The sequence below is a fragment of the Streptomyces zhaozhouensis genome (assembly GCF_900230195.1).
Classification (GTDB): Bacteria; Actinomycetota; Actinomycetes; order Streptomycetales; family Streptomycetaceae; genus Streptomyces; species Streptomyces zhaozhouensis.
In genome coordinates this window covers 279,830-305,449 of the sequence record NZ_OCNE01000001.1, presented here as the reverse complement: position 1 = coordinate 305,449, position 25,620 = coordinate 279,830, and the positions used below count along the sequence as shown (strand labels likewise).

At 74.6% G+C, this 25,620-nt stretch carries 22 protein-coding genes; 16 read left to right on the top strand and 6 right to left on the bottom strand.

What is annotated here, in order from left to right:
* Positions 1-44: 44 nt before the first annotated feature.
* Genes thiE through CRP51_RS01410 form a run of 3 tightly spaced genes read left to right on the top strand, consistent with a single transcriptional unit; the run spans position 45 to position 2,760 of the window.
* Entirely contained in the window at positions 45-713 is a 669-nt protein-coding gene (thiE, locus tag CRP51_RS01420) for a thiamine phosphate synthase (protein WP_097229052.1), read from the top strand.
* A gap of 10 nt (positions 714-723) precedes the next feature.
* Positions 724-1,650 carry a methylenetetrahydrofolate reductase [NAD(P)H] gene (gene metF / locus CRP51_RS01415; RefSeq protein ID WP_097229051.1) on the top strand — a complete coding sequence of 309 codons (927 nt, stop codon included), beginning with the start codon at positions 724-726 and terminating at the stop codon, positions 1,648-1,650.
* A 21-nt stretch (positions 1,651-1,671) separates the two neighbouring features.
* On the top strand, positions 1,672-2,760 hold the full coding sequence (locus CRP51_RS01410; protein WP_097229050.1) for a hypothetical protein: 1,089 nt from the start codon (positions 1,672-1,674) through the stop codon (positions 2,758-2,760).
* A 90-nt stretch (positions 2,761-2,850) separates the two neighbouring features.
* Here the strand turns inward: CRP51_RS01410 and CRP51_RS01405 are convergent, their stop codons facing one another.
* Positions 2,851-4,305, bottom strand: a complete 1,455-nt coding sequence (locus CRP51_RS01405; protein WP_097229049.1) for a phytoene desaturase family protein — start codon at positions 4,303-4,305, stop codon at positions 2,851-2,853.
* Positions 4,302-4,928, bottom strand: coding sequence for a TetR/AcrR family transcriptional regulator (locus CRP51_RS01400; RefSeq protein WP_097229048.1), 627 nt, complete (start codon positions 4,926-4,928; stop codon positions 4,302-4,304). The genes CRP51_RS01405 and CRP51_RS01400 overlap by 4 nt, the downstream gene beginning before the upstream one ends.
* 141 nt (positions 4,929-5,069) lie before the next feature.
* On the opposite strand from CRP51_RS01400, the gene CRP51_RS01395 reads away from it, so the two are divergent.
* The 3 genes from CRP51_RS01395 (at position 5,070) to CRP51_RS01385 (ending at position 6,980) form a co-directional block, all read left to right on the top strand.
* Positions 5,070-5,540 carry an SAV_6107 family HEPN domain-containing protein gene (locus CRP51_RS01395; protein ID WP_170970391.1) on the top strand — a complete coding sequence of 157 codons (471 nt, stop codon included), beginning with the start codon at positions 5,070-5,072 and terminating at the stop codon, positions 5,538-5,540.
* A 41-nt stretch (positions 5,541-5,581) separates the two neighbouring features.
* Complete coding sequence (locus CRP51_RS01390) at positions 5,582-6,379, top strand: class I SAM-dependent methyltransferase (RefSeq protein ID WP_097229046.1); 798 nt, start codon at positions 5,582-5,584, stop codon at positions 6,377-6,379.
* Between the two features lie 202 nt (positions 6,380-6,581).
* On the top strand, positions 6,582-6,980 hold the full coding sequence (locus CRP51_RS01385; protein WP_097229045.1) for an SCO2097 family morphological protein: 399 nt from the start codon (positions 6,582-6,584) through the stop codon (positions 6,978-6,980).
* A 223-nt stretch (positions 6,981-7,203) separates the two neighbouring features.
* On the opposite strand, the gene CRP51_RS01380 is transcribed toward CRP51_RS01385, so the two are convergent.
* From CRP51_RS01380 to CRP51_RS01365, 4 genes are all read right to left on the bottom strand, one after another.
* Positions 7,204-9,522: a transglutaminase TgpA family protein gene (locus CRP51_RS01380; RefSeq protein ID WP_097229409.1), complete on the bottom strand. Its 2,319-nt coding sequence runs from the start codon at positions 9,520-9,522 to the stop codon at positions 7,204-7,206.
* Positions 9,523-9,527: 5 nt separating this feature from the next.
* Positions 9,528-10,841, bottom strand: a complete 1,314-nt coding sequence (locus CRP51_RS01375; protein ID WP_097229044.1) for a DUF58 domain-containing protein — start codon at positions 10,839-10,841, stop codon at positions 9,528-9,530.
* Positions 10,841-11,833, bottom strand: a complete 993-nt coding sequence (locus CRP51_RS01370; RefSeq protein WP_097229043.1) for an AAA family ATPase — start codon at positions 11,831-11,833, stop codon at positions 10,841-10,843. Before CRP51_RS01370 ends, CRP51_RS01375 begins: the two co-directional genes overlap by 1 nt.
* A 136-nt stretch (positions 11,834-11,969) precedes the next feature.
* On the bottom strand, positions 11,970-12,482 hold the full coding sequence (locus CRP51_RS01365; RefSeq protein ID WP_097229042.1) for a beta-class carbonic anhydrase: 513 nt from the start codon (positions 12,480-12,482) through the stop codon (positions 11,970-11,972).
* Positions 12,483-12,797: 315 nt separating this feature from the next.
* On the opposite strand from CRP51_RS01365, the gene rsmH reads away from it, so the two are divergent.
* From rsmH to CRP51_RS01315, 10 genes are all read left to right on the top strand, one after another.
* On the top strand, positions 12,798-13,772 hold the full coding sequence (gene rsmH / locus CRP51_RS01360) for a 16S rRNA (cytosine(1402)-N(4))-methyltransferase RsmH (protein WP_097229041.1): 975 nt from the start codon (positions 12,798-12,800) through the stop codon (positions 13,770-13,772).
* Positions 13,769-14,413, top strand: a complete 645-nt coding sequence (gene ftsL, locus CRP51_RS29085; protein WP_212615802.1) for a cell division protein FtsL — start codon at positions 13,769-13,771, stop codon at positions 14,411-14,413. The genes rsmH and ftsL overlap by 4 nt, the downstream gene beginning before the upstream one ends.
* A gap of 85 nt (positions 14,414-14,498) precedes the next feature.
* Positions 14,499-16,379, top strand: a complete 1,881-nt coding sequence (locus tag CRP51_RS01350; RefSeq protein WP_097229040.1) for a peptidoglycan D,D-transpeptidase FtsI family protein — start codon at positions 14,499-14,501, stop codon at positions 16,377-16,379.
* 221 nt (positions 16,380-16,600) lie between these two features.
* Positions 16,601-18,214 carry a UDP-N-acetylmuramoyl-L-alanyl-D-glutamate--2,6-diaminopimelate ligase gene (locus CRP51_RS01345; RefSeq protein WP_245880296.1) on the top strand — a complete coding sequence of 538 codons (1,614 nt, stop codon included), beginning with the start codon at positions 16,601-16,603 and terminating at the stop codon, positions 18,212-18,214.
* A gap of 1 nt (position 18,215) precedes the next feature.
* Positions 18,216-19,640 carry a UDP-N-acetylmuramoyl-tripeptide--D-alanyl-D-alanine ligase gene (locus CRP51_RS01340; RefSeq protein WP_097229038.1) on the top strand — a complete coding sequence of 475 codons (1,425 nt, stop codon included), beginning with the start codon at positions 18,216-18,218 and terminating at the stop codon, positions 19,638-19,640.
* Positions 19,637-20,701 (top strand): phospho-N-acetylmuramoyl-pentapeptide-transferase, encoded by a 1,065-nt coding sequence (mraY, locus tag CRP51_RS01335; protein ID WP_097229037.1) that lies wholly within the window; start codon positions 19,637-19,639, stop codon positions 20,699-20,701. The genes CRP51_RS01340 and mraY overlap by 4 nt, the downstream gene beginning before the upstream one ends.
* Complete coding sequence (gene murD / locus CRP51_RS01330) at positions 20,698-22,125, top strand: UDP-N-acetylmuramoyl-L-alanine--D-glutamate ligase (RefSeq protein WP_097229036.1); 1,428 nt, start codon at positions 20,698-20,700, stop codon at positions 22,123-22,125. The genes mraY and murD overlap by 4 nt, the downstream gene beginning before the upstream one ends.
* Positions 22,126-22,251: 126 nt before the next feature.
* The gene (gene ftsW / locus CRP51_RS01325) at positions 22,252-23,577 is read left to right on the top strand and encodes a putative lipid II flippase FtsW (protein ID WP_245880335.1); all 1,326 of its coding nucleotides are present in this window, start codon (positions 22,252-22,254) and stop codon (positions 23,575-23,577) included.
* Positions 23,578-23,583: 6 nt separating this feature from the next.
* On the top strand, positions 23,584-24,675 hold the full coding sequence (gene murG, locus CRP51_RS01320) for an undecaprenyldiphospho-muramoylpentapeptide beta-N-acetylglucosaminyltransferase (RefSeq protein ID WP_097229035.1): 1,092 nt from the start codon (positions 23,584-23,586) through the stop codon (positions 24,673-24,675).
* A 53-nt stretch (positions 24,676-24,728) separates the two neighbouring features.
* A complete protein-coding gene (locus CRP51_RS01315) occupies positions 24,729-25,538 on the top strand; it encodes a cell division protein FtsQ/DivIB (protein WP_097229034.1) in 810 nt (269 codons plus the stop codon).
* The last annotated feature ends 82 nt before the right edge of the window (positions 25,539-25,620 follow it).

Below are 25,620 nucleotides of genomic sequence, written 5' to 3'. Positions count from 1 at the left end.
GGAGCCCGGGGCCGCCACCGGCACCATCCCCAGGGGGACCCGCGATGCTCACCGACGCCCGGCTCTACCTGTGCACGGACGCCCGCCGACGCCAGGGCGACCTGCCCGAGTTCCTGGACGCGGCGCTGGCCGGCGGTGTGGACATCGTCCAGTTGCGCGACAAGGAGCTCGAGGCCGCCGAGGAGCTGGCGTACCTGCGGGTCTTCGCCGACGCCTGCCGCCGGCACGGGCGGCTGCTGGCGGTGAACGACCGGGCGGACGTCGCCCACGCCGCGCGGCCCGACGTGCTCCACCTCGGCCAGGGCGACCTGCCGGTGGCCGCGGCGCGCGCCGTGCTCGGTCCGGGCACGGTGATCGGCCGCTCCACGCACGCGCCGGAGGAGGTGGACGCCGCGCTCGCCGACCCCGAGGTCGGGTACTTCTGCGTCGGCCCCTGCTGGCCCACCCCCACCAAGCCCGGACGTCCGGCGCCGGGTCTCCCACTGGTCCGTTATGCCGCCTCCCGCGCTGCTGGGCTGCCCTGGTTTGCCATCGGTGGCATCGACGCTGAGAATCTGGACGAGGTGCTGGACGCCGGAGCACGCCGTGTGGTGGTGGTGCGGGCGATCACCGAGGCCGACGACCCCGAGGCGGCGGCGGCCGGTCTGGCGCGCCGGCTCCGGGAGCGTCCGGCCCTCGGACGCGTCTCCCCGGCCCCGGGGGAAGATCGGTAGCCTTCCTGCCATGGCCCTTGGGATTCCGAGCACCATGTCGGGTCGCGCAGCGACCGTTCGCGATCTACTCGCCGCCGGCGAGCGATCGTTTTCCTTCGAGTTTTCGCCACCGAAGACCGAACAGGGCGAGAAGACCCTGTGGAACGCCATCCGCCGCGTCGAGGCGGTGGCACCCACGTTCGTCTCCGTGACCTACGGCGCCGGCGGCAGCTCCCGGGAGCGCACCGTGAGGGCCACCGAGCGGATCGCCACGGAGACCACCCTGACCCCCGTCGCCCATCTCACCGCCGTCCAGCACTCGGTCGCCGAGCTGCGCAACATCGTCGGGCAGTACGCCGACGCCGGCATCCGCAACATGCTGGCGCTGCGCGGCGACCCGCCGGGCGACCCGATGGCGGAGTGGGTCCGCCACCCCGAGGGCGTCAGCTACGCCGCCGAACTGGTACGGCTGATCAAGGAGTCGGGCGACTTCTGCGTGGGCGTCGCCGCGTTCCCCGAGATGCACCCGAGGTCGCTGGACTGGGAGACCGACATCCGCTACTTCGTGGAGAAGTGCCGCGCCGGCGCCGACTTCGCGATCACCCAGATGTTCTTCCGCGCCGAGGACTACCTCAGGCTGCGCGACCGGGTGGCCGCCGCCGGCTGTGCGACGCCGATCATCCCCGAGATCATGCCGATCACCAACGCCCGTCAGATCGACCGCTTCCAGGAGCTCAGCAACACGAGCGTCCCCCCTGACCTGAAAAGACGCATCCTCGCGGTCAAGGACGATCCGATGGCTGTACGCTCGGTCGGGATCGAGTTCGCCACCGAGTTGTGTGCGCGGTTGATGGACGAGGACATTCCCGGCCTGCACTTCATCACGCTGAACACGTCAAGTCACTCCACGGCAACGCTGGACGTCTACAAGAACCTGGGACTGCACCAGCGGTCCTAGCTCATTGCGGAGAGGGGCCTCATGGGCTGGACGGTCCTCTACATCGCGTTCGGATTCGTGGCCCTGTGGCTGCTCGGTGAGGTCCTGCTCCAGTACAAGGCCAGACTGCGCTGGCGGTTGGTCGCCTTCTGCGGCTTCCTCGGCGTGGTGGTGGGGGTGCTGCTGCCCTCGGTGCCCGTGATCGCGTTGGGCGCCGTGGCGTTCGCCACCGGGCAGACCTTCGTGACGCTCTCCTTCCGGCGCGGCTTCTCCACCGGCTGGGCGCTCGGCGGCAAGCCGGGCACCAGCCGGCGGCGCCGCGACCCGCGCCCCGAGGACGCCGAGGGGGAGGCCGGCGCGGCGCCGCCCCCGCCGCCGACGGCCCCGGGCGGCGAGCCGGAGGGCGACTTCGCCACGGCGGAGTTCCCCCGGCAGGACTTCGGGGGCGAGCAGGGCTTCGACGCCGACCCGCGTCCCGGGAACGACCACGGTTTCGCGGGCGAGCGGGGCTTCGAGGGCGAGAGGTTCGGCGCCGAGCAGGACCCCGGAGCGGAACGGGGCCCCGCCGGCGAGGAGTTCGCCCGCGACACCCCGGGCGGCGGCGAGTACGGCGACTTCCCGGGGCAGGACGCCGGCCCCCGCGACGAGTACATCGCCCCGGCGCACGCCGCCGCGTACGGCAACGGCTATGGCGACGTCTATCGGGACCCCGCGGCCGAGACCGCGTACACCGAGCCGTACCCCGGCGCCTACCAGGACAACTACGCCGGCGCCACCGGCTACAGCGAGCAGGGCCAGTACCTCGCCGGCGGGACCGACGGCTACGGGTACCAGACCGGCTGGGCCGACCAGGCGGGCTCCCCGCAGGGAGCCGGGGCCGACGGCTACGGCGGCGACCCGGCGGCGGCCGGCGGCTGGCCGGCCGGCGGGTCGGCGGACGCCTCCTACTACCAGGAGACCCCGCCCGGCGGCGTCTGGGTCCCGCAGCAGCGCGGGGGCGTCGCCGACGACCCGCTGGGCTACGGCTACCCGCAGCAGCCGGCCGCCGACCCGTACGGGCAGCAGCCCGGTTACGACCCCTCGCGGCAGGGCGGCTACTATCCCAACGAGGGGCACTACGACGGTCGTTGAGCCGGGCGCGAGTGCCGCTGCGCCGGTCGGGCGGTGGCCCCGCCGGGCCCTCGACCGGCGCGCGGCCGGGCGGTCGCGCGCCGCGCGGGGTCAGTAGGAGCCGCGCCAGTCGGGCCCCTCCACGATCAGCCCGGCGGCCAGGGCGCCGGACATCCCCACGTGCGGCAGCCCGCCACCGGGGTGCGCGGCCGCGCCGACCCGGTAAAGGCCGGCCAGCCGGCCGCTGTTGGGGGCGGCGAGGAACGCGCCGTCCGCGCCCGCCAGCGCCGGGGGCGCGATGATCCCACCGGGCGCCCCCGTCTCGCGCTGCACATCCAGCGGGGTGCGGCACTCCGACCACCGCACCCGTTCCCGCAGGCCGAGGCCCGCCCGCTCGGTCGCGGTGAGCAGCCGTTCCCGCCACCGCGCGACCAGCGCGGCGTCCGACCAGTCCAGGCCGTCGGCGCCGTGCGCCGGCGCGGGGGCGGAGACCACGGCGGTCTCCACGTCGGGACCGGGCCGCAGCGTCGCGTCGTCGGGGCGCAGCACCCGGACCGCGGGTGTACCGCGCCGGGGGGCGTGCAGCAGCGTGCGGTGGGCGGTTCCCGGAGGACGCGCTCCGTCCAGCGCGAGAAAGAGCGTGAACCGGCTCTGCCCCACGGCGCGCACGCCGGCGCGCGGCGCTCCCCACACCACCGCGTCGGCGGCCACGGTCTCGCCCCCGGCCAGCCGGACGCCGGCGACCCGCTCGCCCGCGGCCAGCACCCCCGCCACCTCGGCGCCGAACCGGAAGGCCACCCCGCGCGCCTCGCACCGTTCCCGCAGCGCGTCGGCCAGTGCCCGCATCCCGCCCACCGGGTACCAGGTGCCGAACGTCTGCTCCACGTACGCCAGCACGGCGGCGTCGGCCGGCGCGCGCGCCGGGTCGAGGCCGTACTCCTCGGCCGTCGCCGTCAACAGGGAGGCCAGCGCCGGGTCGCCCAACTCGGCCCGCGCCATCTCGGCCAGGCTCGGCGCACGCCGGCGCACCACCCCGCGCCGGCGTGCGGGGTAGCGCTCGGCGTGCAGCGCGTCCCGCCGCGCCGTCGAGGTCAGCGGTTCCTCGAAGAGCGGCCGTCGGCTCTCCTCCCAGGCGCCCCGCGCGCGGCCGAGCAGCGCGCCCCACCGTTCGCCGGCACCCGCTCCCCACACCCCGTCCAGCGCCCGCCGCACCCCGCCGGGCGACAGCCCGGGCAGCCGCGCCACCCGCCCGTCGTCGAACCGGTGCTCCACCGCGGGATCCGTCACCTCCCGCAGGTCGACGCGGTCGGCCAGTTCGCCGGGCGGCCTGCCCCTGCCCCTCGGCGCCGTCTTGAGGAAGAGGTCACGCCAGACCGCGGGCAGCTGGAGCAGCCCGGGTCCGGTGTCGAAGGCGAAGCCGTCGCGCGTCAGCCGCCCCAACGCGCCCCCGTGCGTCTCCGCGCGCTCCAGCACCACGACCGCGCGCCCCGCCGTCGCCAGCCTGGCCGCCGCCGCCATCGCGCCCATCCCCGCGCCGACCACCACCACCGGCCCGTCCGCCGTCATCGTCCGCCGCCCATGTCTCGTTCCTCCACCGCGTCCAACCGGCCGCGCAGCACCGTCGCCAGCGCCCGCCGCACCTCGTCCGGACGGCGCTCGGGGTGGAACATCTGCCAGTCGAGCGCCCCCAGCACCACCAGGCCCACCAACGCGCCCGAGGTCAGCTGCACATCCAGGTCGGCCCGCAACTCCCCGGCCTTCACCCCCTCCTCCAGCACCTCCTCGACCACGCCCGCCACCCGGCGCCGCGCCGCCGCCAGCATCGGATGCCCCGCCCTGCTGCCGCGCCACTGCTCGGTCACCAGCAGCCGCGCTAAGTCCGGCTGCGCGGCGACGAAGGCGATCCCGGCCCCCGCCATGCCCTCCAGCGCGGCCATGGCCCCGCCCGGCGCCATCGCGGCCGAACGGCGCAGCGCGAAGGTCAACGGCTCGACGCCGTCCCGCAGCAGCGCCTCGAACAGCTCCGTCTTGCCGGCGAAGTTGTAGTACACCGTGCCCTTGGCGACGCCGGCCCGCTCGGCGATCTGCTCCACCGTCGTGGCGGTGAGGCCCTGTTCGGCGAAGAGGGGTATGGCGGCGCGGTAGATCCGCTGCCGGGTGGCGCTGCGCCGAGGGCTCGTATCTGTCATGGGGGGATTGTCTCGTCCCTGGCCAGAGGCCGTGCGACGGGGATTGTCAGTGCCATGGGCCACCATGTCCGACAACTGCGCGTACGGCGCAGAACGCTCGAGACGTTGGACCGCTGAATGGCGACTGACTGGAGGCTCGTCATGACCGGACTCCCGACCGATGTGCACCCCGTGCCGCGCCGGGCGCCCGCGCCGCCCGCCGCGCTGGACCTGCTGGCCCAGGCCGAGCGCGGCCTGGAGGAGGCGTCCGTCCTGCCGGACGAGGGCGAGGCCTTCGTCGCGGCCCATCTCGCCGCGCTGCGCGCGGCCGCGGCGGTGCTCGCCGTGCGCGCGCGTCCCGACCTGTCCCCCCGGGGCCGGCGCCGCATCCGCAGCGTCTGGGAGGTGCTGCCCGAGGTGGCGCCCGAGTTCGCCGAGTGGAGCGCGCTCTTCGCCGGCAGCGCCGACCGCAGGGCGCGGATAGACGCCGGGATACGCGGCGTGGTCACCCGCCCGGACGCGGACGAACTCCGCCGCGCCGCCGGCTTCTTCCTGCGGCTGGTGGAGGAGGCGCTGCTGCGGCAGCCGGTGCTGAGGGCCGACCACGACGCCGGGGGGCGGGGCGCGAAGTAGGCTGGTGGCGCCCTGCCACGTCAAGCGAGGAGCACCGCGCCATGCCGTCACCGTCGCGCGCCCGTCCCACGGGCGACCCGTCGTCCGGGCCGCCCGCCGCCGCGCGCGGGGGAGTGGTGTGGGACGTCCTGCGGCGCGCGCTGCGGGAGCGCTCGCGGCGAGCCGGCCGGGACGGCCTCGACGTGCTGGACCTGGGCGGCGGCAGCGGCAGCTTCGCGGTGCCGGTGGCCGGCCTCGGCCACCGGGTCACGGTCGTCGACCCGAGCCCCGACGCGCTCTTCGCCCTGGAGCGCAGGGCGGCGGAGGAGGACGTGGCCGACGCGGTGCGCGGCGTCCAGGGCGACACCCAGGACGTCGCGGAGGTCACCGGGCGCGGCGCGTTCGACCTGGTGCTCTGCCACGGCGTGCTGGAGCACGTCGAGGACCCGGGCGCGGGCTTGCGCGCGGTCGCGTCGACGCTGCGGCCGGCGGGCGGCACCCTGAGCGTGCTGGCGGCCGGGGCCGGCGGCGCGGTGCTGGCCCGTGCGCTGGCCGGCCGGTTCACCGAGGCGCGCACGGCGCTGGCCGACCCGTCCGGGCGGTGGGGCGCCGGCGATCCGGTGCCGCACCGGTTCACGGTGGAGCGGCTGACGGCCCTGCTGTCCGCCGCGGGCCTCGTCCCCGGCCAGGTGCACGGGGTGCGGGTCTTCGAGGACCTGCTGCCGGGCACGCCGTGGGACGCCGAGCCCGACGCGGCGGCCGCGCTGGCCCGGCTGGAGTCGGAGGCCGCCGGGCACCCCGCCTTCCAGGCGGTGGCGGGGCAGCTGCACGTGTTGGCCGAGCTTCCGGGCGAACCATAGTCCGACTCCTCGTATCATCGGGATCAGCCCTCCGGCATGACCCGTGGCTACCAGGGGAAGAAGACGACCACCCCCGGTGTCCGGTGAGCCGGCGGGGTGGGCGAAATTGGCGTACAGGGGTGGGTTTCACAGGAACACTTACCTGCCTATCCTTGAAGGGTCGGAAACGGTCGCCACCGCGACCGACGAGTAGGAGGACTCCGTGCCGCTCTCGGACCACGAGCAGCGCATGCTCGAACAAATGGAGCAGGCGCTGTACGCCGAAGATCCCAAGTTCGCGACGACGCTTGAGGGCTCGGAGCTGCGCACCGTCACGCGCAAGCGGGTCTACCAGGCGATTGCCGGTTTTGTGCTGGGCATCGGCCTCCTCATGGGGGGCATGGTCGCCCAGCTCATCTGGCTGAGCGTGGTCGGCTTCCTGATCATGCTCGGCTGTGCGGTGATCGCGGTGACCGGCTGGCGCAGGGCGCCGGTGCAGCAGGGAGACCCGCAGGCCCGAGCGGCCATGGGGGGTCGGCGGCAGCGCGCCCCGAAGCGTCGGTCGATGATGACCCGCATCGAGGACCGCTGGCAGCGCCGCAGGGACGCACGAGACGAGTGACCCCCGGGTCACCCAGGCTTTTCCCTCAGCGCCTGATCGGCGCGTGTTCCAAGGGGCCGCCCCCATCGGGCGGCCCTTTCGGCTTTCCCCCGCCCGTCCGGCACCCGGGTGCCGGACGGGCGGGGGCCCCGAGCCCCCGACGCGCCGTCCCGGCGCACCCTCCCGCGGGTGGTGCGCCGGGGCGCGCGTTCACCCTTTCGGGGCGACCGGGCGCCGCCCGCGCTCACGCACGGCGCGGTATCACCCGACTGGCCGAACGGGGGAGCAGCAGCGCGCGCAGCCGTGAGTGCCGGGGCAGCCCGGTCCCCAGGCCCGCCCTGACCAGGGCGAGCGGCCGCTCCCACCCGGACCGCGAGGCGGGCTCCCCCGAGGCGTCGGAGGGCGGCGCGAACAGCTCCGCCTCCACCGCCGTCGCCAGCTCCCGCACCGCCGCGGCGGCCTCCGCGTCGAGCCGGGCGACGCGCACGATCCGCTCGGCCGCCTGCCGGGGGGTCTCACTCGGGTGCGGCTCGATCCCGTAGTCCCACGCGCTGTCCGTCAGCTCGCGCCAGGCGTCCAACGGGCCGGCGCCCGGCGCCAGCCGCCGCGCCCTGACCCTGGTCCGCCACAGCAGCGGGCCCGTGACCAGCAGCGCCAGCAGCAGCACGCCGCCCCCGATCCCGAGCGTCGGCCACAGGGGGAAGCCGGCCTCGTCCCCGTCGTCCTCCGGCGTGCGCGGCTCCTCCCCGCACGCCCCGTCGAGCGCCGGGTCGCAACGGTCCGGGTCGGCGGAAGAGGGGTCGGGCGTCGGCTCCGTCGGCTCCGGCCGCTCGGTCGGGTCCGGCTCTCCCGTCTCCTCCTCCTGCTCCGGTGGCAGCGGCCGGCTGTACTCCGGGGTGTTCCCCTGCCCGGGAGTGGGCTCGAACCTGACCCAGCCCACGCCCTCGAAGTACAGCTCCGGCCAGGCGTGGGCGTTGTGCGCGCCCACCTCGTAGGCGCCGGCGGCGTTCCGCGTTCCCGGGGTGAAACCGACCGCGACCTGCGCCGGGATGTCCAGCGAACGGGCCATCGCCGCCATGGTGAAGGCGAAGTGGACGCAGAACCCCTCCCTGCGTTCGAGGAAGTTGACGATCGCCTCCGTCCCCGTGCCGGAGTCCACCCGGGTGTCGTACCGGAAGCCGCCGCTCTGGGTGAACCACTCCTGGAGGGCGACGGCCCGCTCGTGGTCGTTCGCCGCGTCGCCGGTGATCTCGGCCGCCGTCGCGGCCACCTCGTCCGGCAGGTTGTCGGGGACCCGCGTGTAGTACTCGCGGAAGTCCTCCGGGGGCTCGGGCGCCCCGGCCAACTGCCCGGCGGTCGGCTCGACCGTCAGATGGTCGACCCGGTAGCCCAGGCCCCTGCTGCTGAGCGCGGCCTCGTCCGAGACCAGCGTCTGGGAGCCGCGGTCGAAGGACCAGTCGCCCTCCGCGGCGATCGAGGTGGCGGGGTAGGGCACGGGCAGCGACGGCTGGGCGTAGACGTCCGAGGCGCGGACCTCGGTCACCGCCCGGGTGGAGGCGATGTCGCGGCCGAGCCCGGTCACGGTCCACGGCGCCGGGGGCACCTCGTCCTCGTGCCAGTCGGACGAGGCCCACTCCGAGCCGTTGAACTGGTCGAGCGCCATCAGCCGCAGATACATCTCCTGCGGGTCGCCGTCCGTGGTGTAGGTCAGCAGCCGGACGTTCTCCGGCTGGTTGAGCTGGTCCTTCAGCGCCACCACCGGATCGACGGAGATCGTCCCGTCCTCGCCGAGCCCGGAGCGCCCGTCGTTGTCCACGTCGAGCAGCCCGCCGCCGAGCCCCGGCAGCAGCAGCGGGGTGAGCAGGGCCGCGCCCAGGGCCAGCGCCCCGATGCGCCGCCCGGCGCGCGCCCGGGGCCCGGCGGACATCGCCATGTCGCGCGGCGACATCCACCGCCCGCCGCCGGCCCCGCCGTAGAACAGGCCCCAGTGGCTGAGACGTTCCCTGCCCTCGCTGAGCAGCAGCACCAGATAGCCGAGACCGGCCGCGGCGAAGTACCCCCAGCCGGCGGCGTCCTGGCCGACGCCGGCGGCCACCGAGTAGAGCGCCAGCAGCGGCAGCCCGGCCGCCGCCGCGTTCCGCAGCGGCACCGCGAGCAGGTCGACCAGCAGCCCCACCAGCAGCACCCCGGCCCAGATCAGCAGCCGGATGCCCTCGGTCGCCGGCGCCGGCGTGGTGTAGCGGCCTATGTCCTCGCCGCCGGCCGTCAGCAACTGCCCGAACCGTTCGAGCACCGCGGGCGTCGGCACCAGCCCGGCCAGCGCGTACTCCCTGGCCGAGACCAGCGTCAGCAGCACCACGCCCGTCGCCAGCTGGGCGAGCGCGACCAGCGCCGACGAGAGCCTGGAGTGCCGCAGCAGCACCCCCACGCCGGTCTGCGTCAGCAGCAGCAACGCGCCCTGCACCAGCCAGTCGGCGCCGTCGACCAGCGGCAGCAGCGAGACGGAGGCCAGCACGGTGGCCAGCCAGGCCGCCAGCGACGTCCGGATGTCGCCCAGTCGCATCGCGTTCACCCCCGACCACCGCCGGGCGCCGCCACCTCGACGGCGGCCCGCTGCCACAGCGTGCCCAGCGGAACGCCGGGGTGGTGGGGGAGCGCGGTCCAGCCGTTGCCCCGCAGCCCGTTCAGCCTCTGCTCCTCGACGTACGGGTCCAGCTGGCCGGCGACGACGAACGCCGCCGCGCCGCCGGCCCCGGCGGCCATCCGGCCCAGCACCCCGGCCTGCACCGGGTCGACGGAGCCGAGAAAGGCCAGCAGCAGCTCGTCGCCGCCGACCGGCCGCGCGGCCAGCGCCGGTTCGAAGCCGGCGGAGTCCGCGTAGTCGACCACCGCCAGGAAGTCCAGCAGCCGGCCGGTCAGCTCGTACGGGTCGGCGGCCTCCCCGCCCGTCTCCGGCAGCTGGGTGCCGTCGTCCGTCAACAGCCTCACCTCGTAGCCCTGTCGCGTCAGGTGCGCGAGCGCGGAGGCGGCACCGGCGACGGCCCGTTCGAAGGGCGCGGCCGCCCCGCCCAGCACATAGCCGGCGCGCCGGGTGTCCAGCAGCACGGTGCAGCGCGCCCGGCGCGGCGCCTCCTCGCGGCGCACCATCAGCGCGCCCCGGTGCGCCGTGGAGCGCCAGTGCACCCGCCGCAGGTCGTCGCCGTGCCGGTACTCGCGCGGGATCAGGTCGTCCTCGCCGGCCGAGGCCAGCGAGCGCCGCGTCCCCACCCCGTCCCCGCGCGCCAGCCCGCCGAACCGCACCGGCGGCAGCGGCTCGACCGGCGGCAGCACGGTCAACGTGCTCCGCGTCCGGTAGGAACGGGTCAGCTCGACCATCCCGAACGGGTCGGCGAGCCGCAGCTGGAGCGGCCCCAGCGGATAGCGCCCGCGCAGGTCGGAGCGGATGCGGTAGGTCACCTCACGCCGCCCGCCCGGCTCGATCCGCTCCAGCGTGAACCGGGGCTTGGGGCCCAGCACGTACGGCACGTGGTCCTGGAGCATCAGCATCCCGCTGGGCAGCCGCGCGTCGTTGGACAGCTGGAGGCGGACCCGGCCCTCCTCGCCGGCCGGCATCCGCACCGGGTCGACGCGGCGTGCCGCCGTCACCCGGTTCCTCGTGCGGTGCAGCACCAGCACGGCCACCACGGGCAGCACCACCAGCAGCGCGCCGACCCGCAACAGGTCCTCCTGCCCCAGCAGATACGCGCATCCCAGCGCCGCCGCGCCCGCCGCGAGAAACGAACGCCCCCGCGTGGTCAGCCCGCTGAACGCCGCCCGCAGCGGCCCCGGCTCGTCGCCGCTCGGCTCGCCCCCGGCGCCGTCGCCGGGCCCGGGAGTCGCCATCAGTAGCCCCGGGTCCGCTGCGTGCCGTACGGGTCGGGCACGGGTGTGCGCCGCAGGATCTCGGTCACGAACTGCTCGGTGGTCTGCTGCGTGAACCGCGCCTGCGCGCTCGGCAGCAGCCGGTGCGCCAGCACCGGGACGGCCAGCCGCTGCACGTCGTCGGGGAGCACGAAGCCCCGGCCGGCCAGCGCGGCGGCGGCCTTGGCGGCCTGGAGCAGATGGAGGGTGGCCCGGGGCGAGGCGCCGAGCCGCAGCTCGGGGTGGGTGCGGGTGGCGACGGCCAGATCCACCGCGTACCGCCGCACCGGGTCCGAGACATGCACCTGGCGCACGGTCTCGATCAGCTTCACGACCTCGTCCGCGTGCGCCGCCGGCCGCAGGGTGTCCAGCGGGGAGGCGCCCGTGTGGTGCTCCAGCATCCGCAGCTCCGCCTCGGGGCTGGGGTAGCCGACGGAGACCCGCGCCATGAAGCGGTCCCGCTGCGCCTCGGGCAGCGGGTAGGTGCCCTCCATCTCCACCGGGTTCTGGGTGGCGATCACCATGAACGGCTCCGGCAGCGGGTGGCTGCGCCCGTCGGCGGTGACCTGCCGCTCCTCCATGGACTCCAGCAGCGCGGACTGGGTCTTGGGCGAGGCGCGGTTGATCTCGTCGCCGATCACGATCTGCGCGAAGATCGCGCCGGGCTTGAACTCGAACTCGCCCCCGCGCTGGTCGAAGACGCTGATCCCGGTGATGTCCGAGGGCAGCAGGTCCGGGGTGAACTGGATGCGCTGCACCGAGCAGTCGACCGACCTCGCCAGCGCCTTGGCCAGCATCGTCTTGCCCACGCCCGGCACGTCCTCCAGCAGCAGGTGACCGCCGGCCAGCAGGACCGTCAGGGACAGCTGTACGACCTCCGGCTTGCCCTCGATCACGCTCTCCACCGAACGCCGCACCCGCTCGGCCGTGGCGCTCAGATCGGAGACCTTCGCGTGCTCCTCATAGGTCGTCAACCGGCCATCCTCCGCCCTTGTCCATGCTTCGGCCCGGCCCGACGCCTCTCGATCGGACCTCGAAGAGCCCCCGTCCGGGACGGGGCGCGGTACACGGCGCGCGCCCGACGCCATGCGCGGGGCGCGCGCCGCGACCTCAGCCCTGGCCCTCGGACGCGGCGATCTCCCTGAGCAGACCGCTTGTCACATCGAACACGAAGCCGCGTACGTCATCAGTGTGGAGGAGAAACGGCGATGTGCGCACACGGGCCATGGACTGGCGCACGTCCCGGTCCACGTCCGTGAACGACTCGACGGCCCAGCTGGGCTTCTGCCCGACCTCGTTCTCCAGCTCGTCCCTGAACCCCTCGGTGAGCTGCTCCAGGCCGCAGTTGGTGTGGTGGATCAGCACCACGGAACGGGTGCCGAGCGCGCGCTGACTGATCGTCAGGGAGCGGATGATGTCGTCGGTGACCACTCCGCCCGCGTTGCGGATCGTGTGGCAGTCGCCCAGTTCGAGGCCGAGCGCCGCGTGCAGGTCGAGCCGCGCGTCCATGCAGGCCACGATGGCCACGCCGCGTACGGGGCGGGCGTTCATACCCGGGTCGGTGAAGTCCTCGGCGTACCGGTGGTTGGCGCTGACCAGCTCGTCTGTGACCGAATTAGGCATAGCCGTGACGGTAGTACGCGCCGGGCCGCCGGATGGCGGGGATGCGGGTGACGCGGCTCACAACGCGGGCCACGGCGCGCCCGACGGCGCGCGCCCGCCCCGCCGTTCGCCCGGGCGGCGCCCCCGCGCTCCCCGGTTGCGCCGAAACGCCGGGCCCGAGCAACCTCAGTGATTGACCGCGCACGCAGGTGGGCTAGTGTGACGCGCACGGAGAGGCGCGCCCCAGGGGCGCCGACCCCGCCCCCGGGCGGCACGTCCTCCTTCGACCCTCTCCGAATCCCCGCCGAAGGCCCTCGAAGGTTCCCCGGAAGGCGCATGACGACCAGCAACGACCGTTCGCCGGAAGTCCGGCACCGCCCCGTGATGCTCCAGCGCTGCGTGGAGCTGCTGGGTCCGGCGCTGGAGGCACCGGGTGCCGTGGTCGTGGACTGCACGCTCGGGCTCGGCGGACACAGCGAGGCGCTGCTGACCGCGTTCCCCGAGGTACGGCTGGTCGGCCTGGACCGGGACCGCGCGGCGCTGCGGCTGGCGGGCGAACGGCTGGCCCGCTTCGGCGAGCGCGCCACCCTGGTGCCCGCCGTCTACGACGAACTCCCCGACGTGCTGGCCGGGCTGGGCACCCCGAGGGTGGCCGGCGTCCTGTTCGACCTGGGCGTCTCCTCGATGCAGCTGGACGAGGAGGAGCGCGGCTTCGCCTACGCCAGGGACGCCCCGCTCGACATGCGGATGGACCAGGACTCCGGGCCCAGCGCCGCCGACGTGCTCAACACCTACCCGCCGGGTGAGCTGGTGCGCGTGCTGCGGGCCTACGGCGAGGAGCGCTTCGCCCGCCGCATCGTCGAGGCCGTCGTGCGCCGCCGCGCCACCGCGCCGCTGACCGGCAGCGCAGAGCTGGTCACCCTCATCAGGGACGCCCTTCCGCAGGCCGCCAAGCGCACCGGCGGCAACCCCGCCAAGCGCACCTTCCAGGCCCTGCGCATCGAGGTCAACGGCGAACTCGCCGTTCTGGAACGGGCGCTGCCGGCCGCCGTCGACGCCCTGGCCCTGGGCGGGCGGATCGCCGTCCTCTCCTACCACTCGCTGGAGGACCGCCTGGTCAAGCGGGTGCTCGCCCGGGGCGCCGCCCACACCGCGCCGGCCGAACTCCCGGTCGTTCCCGAGCGGTACCAGCCCCGGCTCCGGTTGCTCACCCGGGGCGCCGAGCAGCCGTCCGAGCGGGAGGTCGCCGACAACCGCAGGGCCGCCCCCGCCCGACTGCGCGCCGCCGAGCGCGTACGGGAGGGCGCGTGAGCCACCGCGACCGCTTCACCACCCTCACCGGGCTCACCCGGCTGAACCGGCTGGGCGGCCTGGTGCCCGCGCGCGGCACGACGGCCGCCCGCACCCCGTTCGTGCTGCTGGTGGTCGTGCTGCTCGGCACCGGCATGGTGACGCTGCTGATCCTCAACGCGTCGCTCAACCAGGGCTCCTTCGAACTGAGCGAGCTGCGCCGGGAGACCCAGGAGCTGACCGACGAGCAGCAGCGCCTCCAGGCCGAGGTCGACGCCTACTCGGCGCCCGGCGCGCTCGCCGAGCGCGCCGAGGAGCTGGGCCTGGTGCCGGCCGGGCCGCCCGCCTTCCTCGGCGAGGACGGCGCGCTGCTCGGCGACGCGTCGCCGACCCCCGCCCCGGAACCGCCGGCGCCGCCCGAGCCAGGGGACGACGACGCCCCGGGGGACGGCGAGGACGGCGGGTCCGGGGAGAGCGAGCCGCAGGAGCTGCCGACCGAGGTCGTTCCCCAGGGCGGCGTAGCCGACCCGCGCGCCGAGCCCTCCGAGACGCCCCCGCCCGACCCCGGAGTCGGGGCGGGGACTCCCGAGGCCCCCGCCGGGACGCGGGACCCCGAGGTCGAGCCCGTGCTCCCCCCGGCCGAGGGAGCGCAGACCCCGTGACCGACCACCGACCGGCCGGCACCGCCCCCACCCCGGCGCCGGGCAGCGCGCCCGGCGGGGCGGCGCCCGGCGGAGCGGAGACGCCATGAGTTCCCCCCGGCCCCCCCGCCCCCGCGGCGGCCGCGCGGAGCGCGACCAGGCCGGCGCGCTGCGGCTGGCCAGCCACCGCCCGCGACTGCGCCTGATCGGCGTCGGCCTGACGCTGGTGATGCTGGCCTTCACGGTCCGCCTCGTCCAGGTGCAGGCCGTCGGCGCCGCCTCCTACACGGAGAAGGCCGCGGTCAACCGCTATGTGACGGTGCCGTTGACCGCGGAGCGCGGCGACATCACCGACCGTTCCGGCACCGCGCTGGCCACCACGGTCGACGCCTACGACATCACCGCGGACCCGCTGCTGTTCAGCGAGGAGGAGTCCGGCGTCCCCGACGCGCCCCAGCAGGCCGCCGCGCTGCTGGCGCCGATCCTCGGCCGCGAGGAGGCGGAGCTGGCCGCGTTGCTCGACGACCCGGAGAACCGCTACGTGGTGCTCGCCAGGGCCCAGACCCCGCAGACCTGGCGCCAGATCCGCGACCTGCGCGGCACCCTCGCCGAGCAGGCCAGCAAGGGCACCGGCGACCAGGTGCTCTCCGGCGTCTTCGCCACCGAGACCGCCAAGCGCGTCTACCCCAACCGGGACCTGGCGGCCGCCGTGCTCGGCTTCGTCAACAGCGAGGGCGAGGGCGCCGGCGGCCTGGAGGCCCAGCTCGACGAGGAGCTGTCCGGCGAGGACGGCACCATCACCTACGCGCAGTCCGGCGGCCGACGGGTCCCCACCGCGGGCGAACGCGAGCAACCTCCCGTCCCCGGCTCCGACATGGAGCTGACCCTCGACCGGGACATCCAGTGGGCGGCCCAGGACGCGATCAGCGAGCAGGTCGAGAAGTCCGACGCCGACGGCGGCTACGTGGTCGTCCAGGACACCACCACCGGGGAGATCCTCGCGCTGGCCAACGCCCCCGGCTACGACCCCAACGACGTCGCCTCCGCCGACCCCGACGCGCTGGGCAACCCGGCGCTCCAGGACGCCTTCGAGCCGGGCTCGACCAGCAAGCTCATCACCATGGCCGCCGTGCTGGAGGAGGAGGCCGCCGACACCGACACGCACGTCACGGTCCCCAACCGCCTCCCCAGGGCCGACCGGAACTTCGCCGACCACGAGGAGCACGAGACCCTCTACCTCACCCTGGCCGGCGTGCTCGCCCACTCCAGCAACATCGGCACCATCCTCGCCGCGGAACAGCTGGGCGAGAGCCAGCCCGAGGCCAACGAGGCGCTCCACTCCTACCTGGACGCCTTCGGCTTCGGCCGCCCCACCGGGCTCGGCTTCCCCGGCGAGACCGCCGGCATCCTGGCGCCCTCCGGTGACTGGAACGCCTCGCAGCAGTACACGATCCCGTTCGGACAGGGCCTGTCGATCAACGCCGTCCAGGCCGCCTCCGTGTACTCCACCGTCGCCAACGGCGGCGAGCGGATCGACCCCACCCTGGTGCGCGGCTGGCGCGGCCCGGACGGCCAGTTCGAGGCGGCGACCGAGCCCGAGCGGACCCGCGTGGTCAGCGAGGAGACCGCCGCCGAGCTCGGCGAGATGCTGGAGACCGTGGTCGCCAGCGAGGACGGCACCGGGGCCGCGGCCCGCATCCCCGGATACCGGGTCGCGGGCAAGACCGGTACCTCCAACCGGGTGGACCCGGAGACCGGCGCCTACTCCGGCTACACCTCCTCGTTCGCCGGCTTCGCCCCCGCCGACGAGCCGCGGGTCACGGTCTACTGCGCCGTCCAGAACCCGACCGAGGGCGCCTACACCGGCAGCGAGGTCTGCGGGCCCGTCTTCAACGAGGTGATGGCGTTCGCCCTGGGGGCGCTCCAGGTGCCCCCCACCGGAACCGAGTTCGGGGGACTGCCCGTCTCCTTCGACCCGGACGAGTAGCGGGGCCCGCCCCCCGACGAGCCGCGTGGCGGCCGACCGACCGCGACGACCACCGCCGTCGCGCGGCGCGGGCGGTCGCACCATCCCACCCCCGAGAGCGCGCCCCGAGGACACGCTCGGCGAGAGAACCGAAGAAAGCGGAGCACAGGCACGTGAGAACCACCACCGACCGGTCCACCTCGTTTCGCTCCACCCCCGGCCCGCCCGGTACGCTCACCGCCGTGGCACAAGCTGATCACTCACCGGCGGCCCCCCGTCCCCGGCAGCTGCGGCCGGTGCCGCTGGCCGCCCTGGCCGGGCCGCTGGGCACCGAGATCCCCGAAGGCCCCTCGGTCACCGGAATCACCCACGACTCGCGTGCGGTGCTTCCCGGCGACATCTACGCCGCGCTGCCAGGGGCGCGCTTCCACGGCGCCGACTTCGCCGCCCAGGCCGCGAGCCTGGGCGCCGTCGCCGTGCTCACCGACCCCGGCGGCGCCGGGCGCGCCGAGGCCACCGGGCTGCCGGTGATCACCGTCGCCGACCCGCGCGCCGCGATCGGCGCGCTGGCCGCCGCGATCTACCACGAGCCGGGCGCCGACCTGCTCCAGATCGGCGTCACCGGAACGGCGGGCAAGACCACCACCGCCTACCTGATCGAGGGCGGGCTGCGCGAGGCGGCCAAGGACGGCGAGCCGACGGGGCTCATCGGCACCGTCGAGACCCGCATCGGCGACGAACGGGTGAAGTCCACCCACACCACCCCGGAGGCCACCGACCTCCAGGCGCTGTTCGCCGTGATGCGGGAGCGCGGCGTCGCCTCGGTGGCCATGGAGGTCTCCAGCCACGCGCTGACCATGGGCCGCGTCGACGGCTGCGTCTTCGACATCGCGGTCTTCACCAACCTCAGCCCCGAGCACCTGGACTTCCACCTCGACATGGAGGACTACTTCAGGGCCAAGGCGCAGCTGTTCACCAAGGCCAGGTCCCGGGCCGCCGTCGTCAACATCGACGACGAGTGGGGCCGCCGGCTGGCCGCCGAGGCCGGCGTGCCGGTCACCACCTACTCGGCCGAGGGCCACCCGGACGCCGACTGGCGCGCCGACGACGTCGAACTCGGCCCGCTGGGCTCCACGTTCACCGTGCTGGGCCCCGGCGGGCTCACGCTGCGCGCCAGCGCGCCGCTGCCGGGTCCGTTCAACGTCTCCAACGCGCTGGCCGCCGTCGTCGCCCTGGAAGCCGCCGGCGTCGATCCCGAGACCGCCGCGCGCGGCGTGGGCGCCGTCCCCGGCGTCCCGGGCCGGCTGGAGCGCGTCCGCGCCGACCAGCCCTATCTCGCCGTCGTCGACTACGCCCACAAGCCCGCCGCCGTGGAGTCCGTGCTCCAGGCGCTGCGCAAGGTCACCGACGGCCGGCTGCACGCCGTGCTCGGCTGCGGCGGCGACCGGGACCCGCACAAGCGCGCCGCGATGGGCGCCGCCCTCGCGCGGCTGGCCGACACCGCCGTCCTGACCTCGGACAACCCGCGCTCCGAGGACCCGTTGGCCATCCTGGCCGCGATGCTGGCCGGCGCCGCCGAGGTGCCGGTCCACGAGCGCGGCACCGTCCTCGTCGAGGAGGACCGCGCCGCGGCCATCGCCGTCGCCGTGGCCCGCGCCGAGGCCGGCGACACCGTGGTGGTCGCCGGCAAGGGCCACGAGCAGGGCCAGGACATCGCCGGCGTGATCCGCCCGTTCGACGACCGTGTCGAGCTGCGCTCCGCCATCGAACGCGCCCAGGCGCCGGGCGCCCGGCCGCACCCCGACGACCGATCCCGTCCCCCGACCGACCACCCGACGCCAGGCGAGGCCCGCTGAAGTGATCCCCCTATCCGTTGATCAGCTCACGACGGTCGTGCGGGGAGTACCGCACGACATACCTCCCGATCCGCCGCGCGTCACCGGGCCCGTGGTCATCGACTCCCGGAAGGTCGAGTCGGGATCGCTCTTCGCCGCGCTGCCAGGCGAGCGGGTGGACGGGCACGACTACGCCGCCGGAGCCGTCGCCGACGGCGCCGCGCTGGTGCTCGCCGGCCGGCCGGTCGGCGTGCCGGCCGTGGTGGTGGACGACGTGGTCGCCGCGCTCAGCGCGCTGGCCGCGCACCTGGTGCGCGAGGCGCGCCCCACGGTGGTCGCCCTCACCGGCTCCGCCGGCAAGACCAGCACCAAGGACCTGATCGCCCAACTGCTGCGCACGACGGGGCCCACGGTCTGGACGCCCGGCTCGTACAACAACGAGATCGGCCTGCCGCTGACCGTGCTGGCCGCCGACGAGTCGACCCGTCACCTGGTGCTGGAGATGGGCGCCAGGGGCGTCGGCCACATCCGGGCCCTCACCGAGCTGACCCCGCCCCGGATCGGCGCCGTGCTCAACGTCGGCACCGCGCACATCGGCGAGTTCGGCAGCCGCGAGACCATCGCCCGCGCCAAGGGCGAGCTGGTCGAGTCGCTGCCGCCGGCCGACGAGGGCGGCGTGGCCGTGCTCAACGCCGACGACCCGCTGGTCCGCGCGATGAGCGCGCGCACCCGGGCGCGGGTGCTGCTCTTCGGCGAGGCCGAGGACGCCGGGGTGCGCGCCGAGAACGCGCGCCTGACGCCCGACGGCCGTCCGGCGTTCACGCTCGTAACCCCCACCGGGTGCGCCGATGTGACGATGCGGTTGTACGGTGAGCACCATGTGTCGAACGCGCTTGCCGCGGCGGCCGTAGCGCATGAGGTAGGCATGTCCGCCTCGGCCATCGCGCAAACCCTGGCCGAGGCGGGCCCGCTCTCGAAGTGGCGGATGGAGGTCACCGAGCGAGCGGACGGCGTGGTGATCGTCAACGACGCCTACAACGCCAACCCCGACTCCATGCGCGCCGCGCTGCGCACGCTGGTCCACATGGGTGCGGCCCGCCCCGGGGGCGGGCGCACGTGGGCGGTGCTCGGCGAGATGGCCGAGCTCGGCGACGACGCGTTCGCCGAGCACGACGCCGTCGGACGGCTGGCCGTCCGACTCAACGTCAACAGGCTTGTGTCCGTGGGCGGTCAGGAGGCCGCCTGGTTGGACATGGGCGCCAAGAACGAGGGTTCGTGGGGTGAGGAGTCGGTGCGTGTGTCCGACGCACAGGCAGCCGTCGAGCTGCTGCGCGGTCAGTTGCGACCGGGGGACGTGGTCCTGGTGAAGGCGTCCAGGGCGGTGGGCCTGGAACAGGTGGCCCTGCGGCTCGCGGCCGACGCCGATGGTGAGGTCGCCGCCCGATGAGGCAGATCCTCTTCTCCGGAGCCATCGGGCTCTTCCTGACCCTGGTCGGCACCCCGCTGCTGATCAAGCTGCTCGCCCGTCGCGGCTACGGCCAGTACATCAGGGACGACGGGCCTCGGGACCACCACTCCAAGCGTGGCACCCCGACCATGGGCGGCATCGCGTTCATCCTCGCCACCCTGATCGCCTACGGGGTGACCAAGGTCATCACGGGCGAGCCGCCGAGCTACTCCGGCGTGCTGGTCCTCTTCCTGATGGCCGGCATGGGCCTGGTCGGCTTCCTGGACGACTACATCAAGATCGTCCGCAGGCGCAGCCTGGGCCTGCGGGCGGGCGCCAAGATGCTGGGCCAGTTCATCGTGGGCGTGACGTTCGCCATCCTCTCGCTCAACTTCGAGGACGCCCGCGAACTGACCCCGGCCTCCACACACCTCTCGTTCACCCAGGACTTCGGCTGGTCGATCGGCCCGGTGCTCTTCGTCCTCTGGGCGCTGTTCATGATCCTGGCCATGTCCAACGGCGTGAACCTCACCGACGGCCTGGACGGCCTGGCCACCGGCGCCGCCGTGATGGTCTTCGGCGCCTACGTCTTCATCGGCGTCTGGCAGTACGGTCAGACCTGCTCGGAGATGGCCACCGCGAGCGCCACCTGCTACGAGGTGCGCGACCCGCTCGACGGCGCGGTGGTCGCCGCCGCCCTGATGGGCGCCCTCTTCGGCTTCCTGTGGTGGAACACCTCACCGGCGAAGATCTTCATGGGCGACACCGGCTCGCTGGCGCTGGGCGGCGCCCTGGCCGGCCTGGCCATCGTCTCCCGCACCGAGCTGCTGCTCGCCGTCCTCGGCGGCCTCTTCGTCCTGATCACCATGTCGGTGGTCATCCAGGTCGGCTCCTTCAAGCTCACCGGCAGACGCGTCTTCAAGATGGCGCCCCTCCAGCACCACTTCGAGCTCAAGGGCTGGAGCGAGGTGCTGGTGGTCGTCAGGTTCTGGATCATCCAGGGCATGTGCGTGATCGTCGGCATCGGGATCTTCTACGGAACGTGGGTGGCTGACTGGTGACCGGAAGCGAGTTCGCCGGCCGACGGGTCACCGTCGCGGGACTGGGCGTCAGCGGCACCAGCGCGGCCCGCGCGCTGCTGCGGCTCGGCGCCGAGGTCACCCTCGTCGACGGCGGCAGCGGCGAGCGGCAGCGCGGCGAGGCCGAGCGGCTGACGGCGGCCGGCGTGCGCGTCCTGCTGGGCGAGGCCGACACCCTGCCCGAGGGCACCGAACTGGTCGTCACCTCGCCCGGCTGGCCGCCGGAGCACCCGCTCTTCGCGGCGGCCGCCGAGGCCGGCGTCGAGGTCTGGGGCGACGTCGAGCTGGCCTGGCGGCTGCGCGGCCGGAACGCGGCCCCCTGGCTCGCGGTCACCGGCACCAACGGCAAGACGACCACCACCGGGATGCTGGCGTCGATCCTCACGGCGGCCGGACTGCGCACCGCCGCCGTGGGTAACATCGGCACCCCGCTGCTGGAGGTCGTCCTCGCCGAGGAGCCGCACGACGTCCTCGCCGTCGAGCTCTCCAGCTACCAGCTGCACTGGGCCCCCTCGCTGCGGGCCCACTCCGCGGCGGTGCTCAACCTCGCCCCCGACCACCTCGACTGGCACGGCTCGATGGCCGCCTACACCGCGGACAAGGGCCGGATCTACGAGGGCAACGAGGTCGCCTGCGTCTACAACGTGGGCGACCCCGCCACCGAGGAGCTGGTGCGGGCGGCCGACGTGGTCGAGGGGTGCCGGGCCGTCGGTTTCACGACCGGCGCGCCCGCCCCCGGCCAACTCGGCGTGGTGGAGGGCCTGCTGGTGGACCGGGCGTTCGCCGGCCGCCGCGACGTGGCGGAGGAGCTGGCGGAGGTGGCCGACGTCGACCCGCCGGCCCCGCACAACGTGGCCAACGCGCTCGCCGCCGCCGCCCTGGCCCGCGCCTACGGCGTGCGTCCGGACGCCGTCCGCGCCGGGCTGCGCGCCTTCACGCCGGACGCGCACCGCATCAGCACCGTGCGGAATGTCGCCGGGGTGGAGTACGTCGACGACTCCAAGGCCACCAACACCCACGCGGCCGCCGCCTCGCTGGGGGCCTACCCCTCGGTGGTGTGGCTCGCCGGCGGGCTGGCCAAGGGCGCCACGTTCGACGAGCTGGTCCTGGGCGCGGCCGGGCGGCTGCGCGGCGTGGTCCTGATCGGCCGTGACCGGGCCCTGATCGCCGAGGCGTTGGCGCGACACGCACCGGATGTGCCGGTCGTGGACCTCGCACGGACCGACACTGGGGCGATGGCGGCGGCGGTCCGTGCCGCCGCCGGCCTGGCCGGCCCGGGGGACACCGTCCTGCTGGCGCCGGCCTGCGCGTCGATGGACATGTTCACCAACTACTCCGTCCGCGGCGACGCCTTCGCCGAGGCGGTGCGTCGGCTGTCCACGGAGCGCGACGAGAACGAGCAGTAGCCCCCCGGCGGCCCGCGACCGCCGTCGCGGGCTGGAGGAGGGGTCCAGGTGAGTAGGGCGCGAAGGGCGCACGGCCCGGGGAGCTTCGTCCCCGGCGCCGTCGCGCACGCCGGCGCGGGCGCCGGCCTGGCGGCGCGCGGCGCCCAGCGCGAGCGCGCCCCGCGCGTTCCCCCGCGTCGGCCGGCGCGGGGCGCACCCGCCGCGCGCCGTCCGCGTCCCCCGCGCCGTCCGCGCTTCGTCGAACGGATGCGCACCGCCTGGGACCGCCCGCTCACCGCCTACTACGTGCTGCTGGGCACCACCGCGCTGATCACCCTGCTCGGCCTGGTGATGGTCTTCTCCGCCTCCCAGATCCAGGCGCTGCGCTTCCAGCACCCCGCCACGTTCTACTTCCGCAAGCAGCTGCTGGCCGCCCTGCTCGGCACGGTGGCGCTGCTGATCGCCTCCCGGATCCCCGTGCGGCTGCTGCGCGCGCTCACCTATCCCTTCCTGGCCTTCGCCGTGGTGCTGCTGGTGCTGGTCCAGGTGCCCGGCATCGGGGTCGAGGTCAACGGCTCGACCAGCTGGATCGCCGTGGGCGGATCGTTCCAGCTGCAGCCGAGCGAGTTCGGCAAGCTCGGCCTGCTGCTGTGGGGCGCCGACCTGCTGGCCCGCAAGGGGGAGCGGGCGCTGCTCACCCAGTGGCGGCACCTGCTGATCCCGCTGATCCCCGGCGCGCTGCTGGTGTGCGGGCTGGTGATGGTCGGCGGCGACATGGGCACCGTGATGATCCTCGTCGGCATCCTCTTCGCGCTGCTGTGGCTGGCCGGGGCGCCCACCCGGCTCTTCGTCGGGGTGTTGTTCGTCTCGGCCGCGCTCTTCGCGCTCTTCATGGCGACCGCCCCGCACCGGATGGACCGGCTGGCCTGCCTGGGCGCCACCGACCCGGGCCCCGACGACCGCTGTTGGCAGGCGGTGCACGGGATCTACGCGCTGGCCTCCGGCGGCTGGTTCGGCTCGGGGCTCGGGGCCAGCGTGGAGAAATGGGGCGAACTGCCCGAGCCCCACACGGACTTCATCTTCGCCATCACCGGGGAGGAGCTGGGTCTTGCGGGGACGCTGTCGGTCCTCGGTCTCTTCGCGGCTCTAGGCTATGCGGGTATCCGCGTGGCCGGACGCACGGAGGACCCCTTCGTGAGGTACGCCGCGGGAGGTGTGACCGCGTGGCTGATGACCCAGACCGTGATCAACATCGGTGCGGTGCTGGGTCTGCTGCCGATCGCCGGTGTGCCCCTCCCGCTGTTCTCCTACGGGGGTTCCGCCCTGCTGCCCACCATGTTCGCGGTCGGACTGCTGATCGCCTTCGCGCGCGGCGAGCCGGCCGCGAAGGCGGCCCTGGCGGCGCGGTCACACGGGCTGAGAAGGAAGACGATGAGACGGCGCGCGAGGTCGGCGCCGTCCGGAGAGCGGTGAAATTCGGTGCATGTAGTCCTCGCTGGCGGAGGGACCGCCGGCCACATCGAGCCCGCGCTCGCTCTGGCGGACGCCCTGCGCAGACACGATCCGACCGTGGGCATCACCGCTCTCGGCACGGAGCGCGGTCTGGAGACCCGTCTGGTACCCGAGCGCGGCTACGAGCTGGGGCTGATCCCCGCCGTGCCGCTGCCGCGTAAACCCACCCCCGAACTGATCACCGTCCCCGGCCGGTTGCGGGGCACGATCAAGGCCACCGAGGAGATCATCGAGCGGACCAAGGCCGACTGCGTCGTCGGCTTCGGCGGCTATGTGGCGCTCCCGGGCTATCTCGCCGCCAAGCGGCAGCGCGTGCCGATCGTGGTGCACGAGGCCAACGCCCGCCCCGGTCTCGCCAACCGGATCGGCGCCCGCTACACCCGTTTCGTCGCCGTCTCCACGCCGGACAGCAAGATGCGCCACGCGCGCTACCTCGGCATCCCGCTGCGCCGCTCCATCGCCACGCTCAACCGCGCGGCGGTCCGCGCCGAGGCGCGCGCCGCCTTCGGGCTCGACGCCAACCTCCCGACGCTGCTGGTCTCCGGCGGCTCGCAGGGCGCGCGCCGGCTCAACGAGGTGATCGCCTCCGCCGTCCCCGTGCTCCAGCGCTCCGGGATCCAGGTCCTGCACGCGGTGGGTCCGAAGAACGAGCTGCCGCAGCTGGACACCATGCCGGGGATGCCGCCGTACGTGCCGCTGGCGTACGTGGACCGGATGGATCTGGCCTACGCCGCCGCCGACATGATGCTCTGCCGGGCCGGCGCGATGACCGTCGCCGAGCTCTCCGCCGTCGGCCTGCCCGCCGCCTACGTGCCGCTGCCCATCGGCAACGGCGAGCAGCGGCTCAACGCCCAGCCGGTGGTCAAGGCCGGCGGAGGACTGCTGATCGACGACGCCGAGCTGACCCCGGAGTGGGTCAGGGACAACGTGCTGCCGGTGCTCACCGACGCCGGCCGCCTGCACGCGATGTCGACGGCCGCGGCCGAGTTCGGCCGCAGGGACGCGGACGACCTGCTGGTCGGCATGGTGCACGAGGCGATCGCGGCCCGCCGGGGGTAGCGGTCAGGTTGCCGGCGGCCCGACCGCCGGCGGAGCGAGGGAGTGGAGGAAGCGTGGCCGGAGCGACGACCGCCGAACGCGGCGAGGCACGCCGTCAGTCGGATGCCGGCCCGCCCTCGCCGGGGGCGCGCCGCCGGCGCCCGGACTGGCTGCCCAGGCCCCGGGTGCTGGTCGCCTGGACGGTGCTGCTCGCGGTGGTCGGCGGCTTCGGTGCCTGGGCGCTCTACGGCTCGGACTGGCTGCGGATCTCCCGCGTCTCGGTGCACAGGTCCGAGGGGCCCGAGAAGTTGACGGAGGAGCAGATCCTCCGGGCCGCCGCCGTTCCGGTCGGTTCCCCGATGGCCTCGCTGGACAAGGGGGCCGTCAGCGGCCGGCTGCGCGCCGAACTGCCGCGCGTGGACAGCGTCGACGTGGTGCGGGCCTGGCCGGACGGCGTCTCGCTGAAGGTCGTCGAGCGGCGGGCGGTGCTCCAGGAGGCCACCGACGAGGGCTACGCCGAGGTCGACGACGACGGGGTGGCCTTCGCGGAGAACGCGGAGGCGCTGGAGGGCGTCCCGCTGCTGGAGCTGGAGGAGCGCGACACCCCGAGCTGGCGCCGGTTCGGCGAGGAGCGGGTGCGCGCCGAGGCCGCCTCGGTGCTCGCCGCGCTGCCCGAGGAGGCGCGGGAGGAGCTGCGGGTGGTCTCGGTCGCCTCGTTCGACTCCATCACGCTGGAGTTGTCCGGCGACCGCACCGTCAGCTGGGGCAGCGCGGAGGACTCCGACGCCAAGGCGGAGGCGCTGCGTACGCTGTTCCACGCGGCCGCCGACGCACGGCACTTCGACGTCAGCGCGCCCAGCGTCCCGGCCGCGTCCCGGGGTTGACGCAGGGTTGACAACGGGACGCATCACCGCAGGCCAGACACCTGGTTGACGGTTCCGGGCCGTGATCACATAGGGTGAAAAG

Excerpts from the sequence above, each read along its gene's own strand:
- mraY (WP_097229037.1), top strand. The coding sequence starts at position 19,637 with ATGAGGCAGATCCTCTTCTCCGGAGCCATCGGGCTCTTCCTGACCCTG.
- CRP51_RS01405 (WP_097229049.1), bottom strand. The coding sequence starts at position 4,305 with ATGACGGCGGACGGGCCGGTGGTGGTGGTCGGCGCGGGGATGGGCGCG.
- CRP51_RS01380 (WP_097229409.1), bottom strand. The coding sequence starts at position 9,522 with ATGCGACTGGGCGACATCCGGACGTCGCTGGCGGCCTGGCTGGCCACC.
- CRP51_RS01410 (WP_097229050.1), top strand. The coding sequence starts at position 1,672 with ATGGGCTGGACGGTCCTCTACATCGCGTTCGGATTCGTGGCCCTGTGG.
- thiE (WP_097229052.1), top strand. The coding sequence starts at position 45 with ATGCTCACCGACGCCCGGCTCTACCTGTGCACGGACGCCCGCCGACGC.
- rsmH (WP_097229041.1), top strand. The coding sequence starts at position 12,798 with ATGACGACCAGCAACGACCGTTCGCCGGAAGTCCGGCACCGCCCCGTG.
- CRP51_RS01395 (WP_170970391.1), top strand. The coding sequence starts at position 5,070 with ATGACCGGACTCCCGACCGATGTGCACCCCGTGCCGCGCCGGGCGCCC.
- CRP51_RS01390 (WP_097229046.1), top strand. The coding sequence starts at position 5,582 with ATGCCGTCACCGTCGCGCGCCCGTCCCACGGGCGACCCGTCGTCCGGG.
- CRP51_RS01365 (WP_097229042.1), bottom strand. The coding sequence starts at position 12,482 with ATGCCTAATTCGGTCACAGACGAGCTGGTCAGCGCCAACCACCGGTAC.
- CRP51_RS01400 (WP_097229048.1), bottom strand. The coding sequence starts at position 4,928 with ATGACAGATACGAGCCCTCGGCGCAGCGCCACCCGGCAGCGGATCTAC.
- CRP51_RS01375 (WP_097229044.1), bottom strand. The coding sequence starts at position 10,841 with ATGGCGACTCCCGGGCCCGGCGACGGCGCCGGGGGCGAGCCGAGCGGC.
- CRP51_RS01350 (WP_097229040.1), top strand. The coding sequence starts at position 14,499 with ATGAGTTCCCCCCGGCCCCCCCGCCCCCGCGGCGGCCGCGCGGAGCGC.
- metF (WP_097229051.1), top strand. The coding sequence starts at position 724 with ATGGCCCTTGGGATTCCGAGCACCATGTCGGGTCGCGCAGCGACCGTT.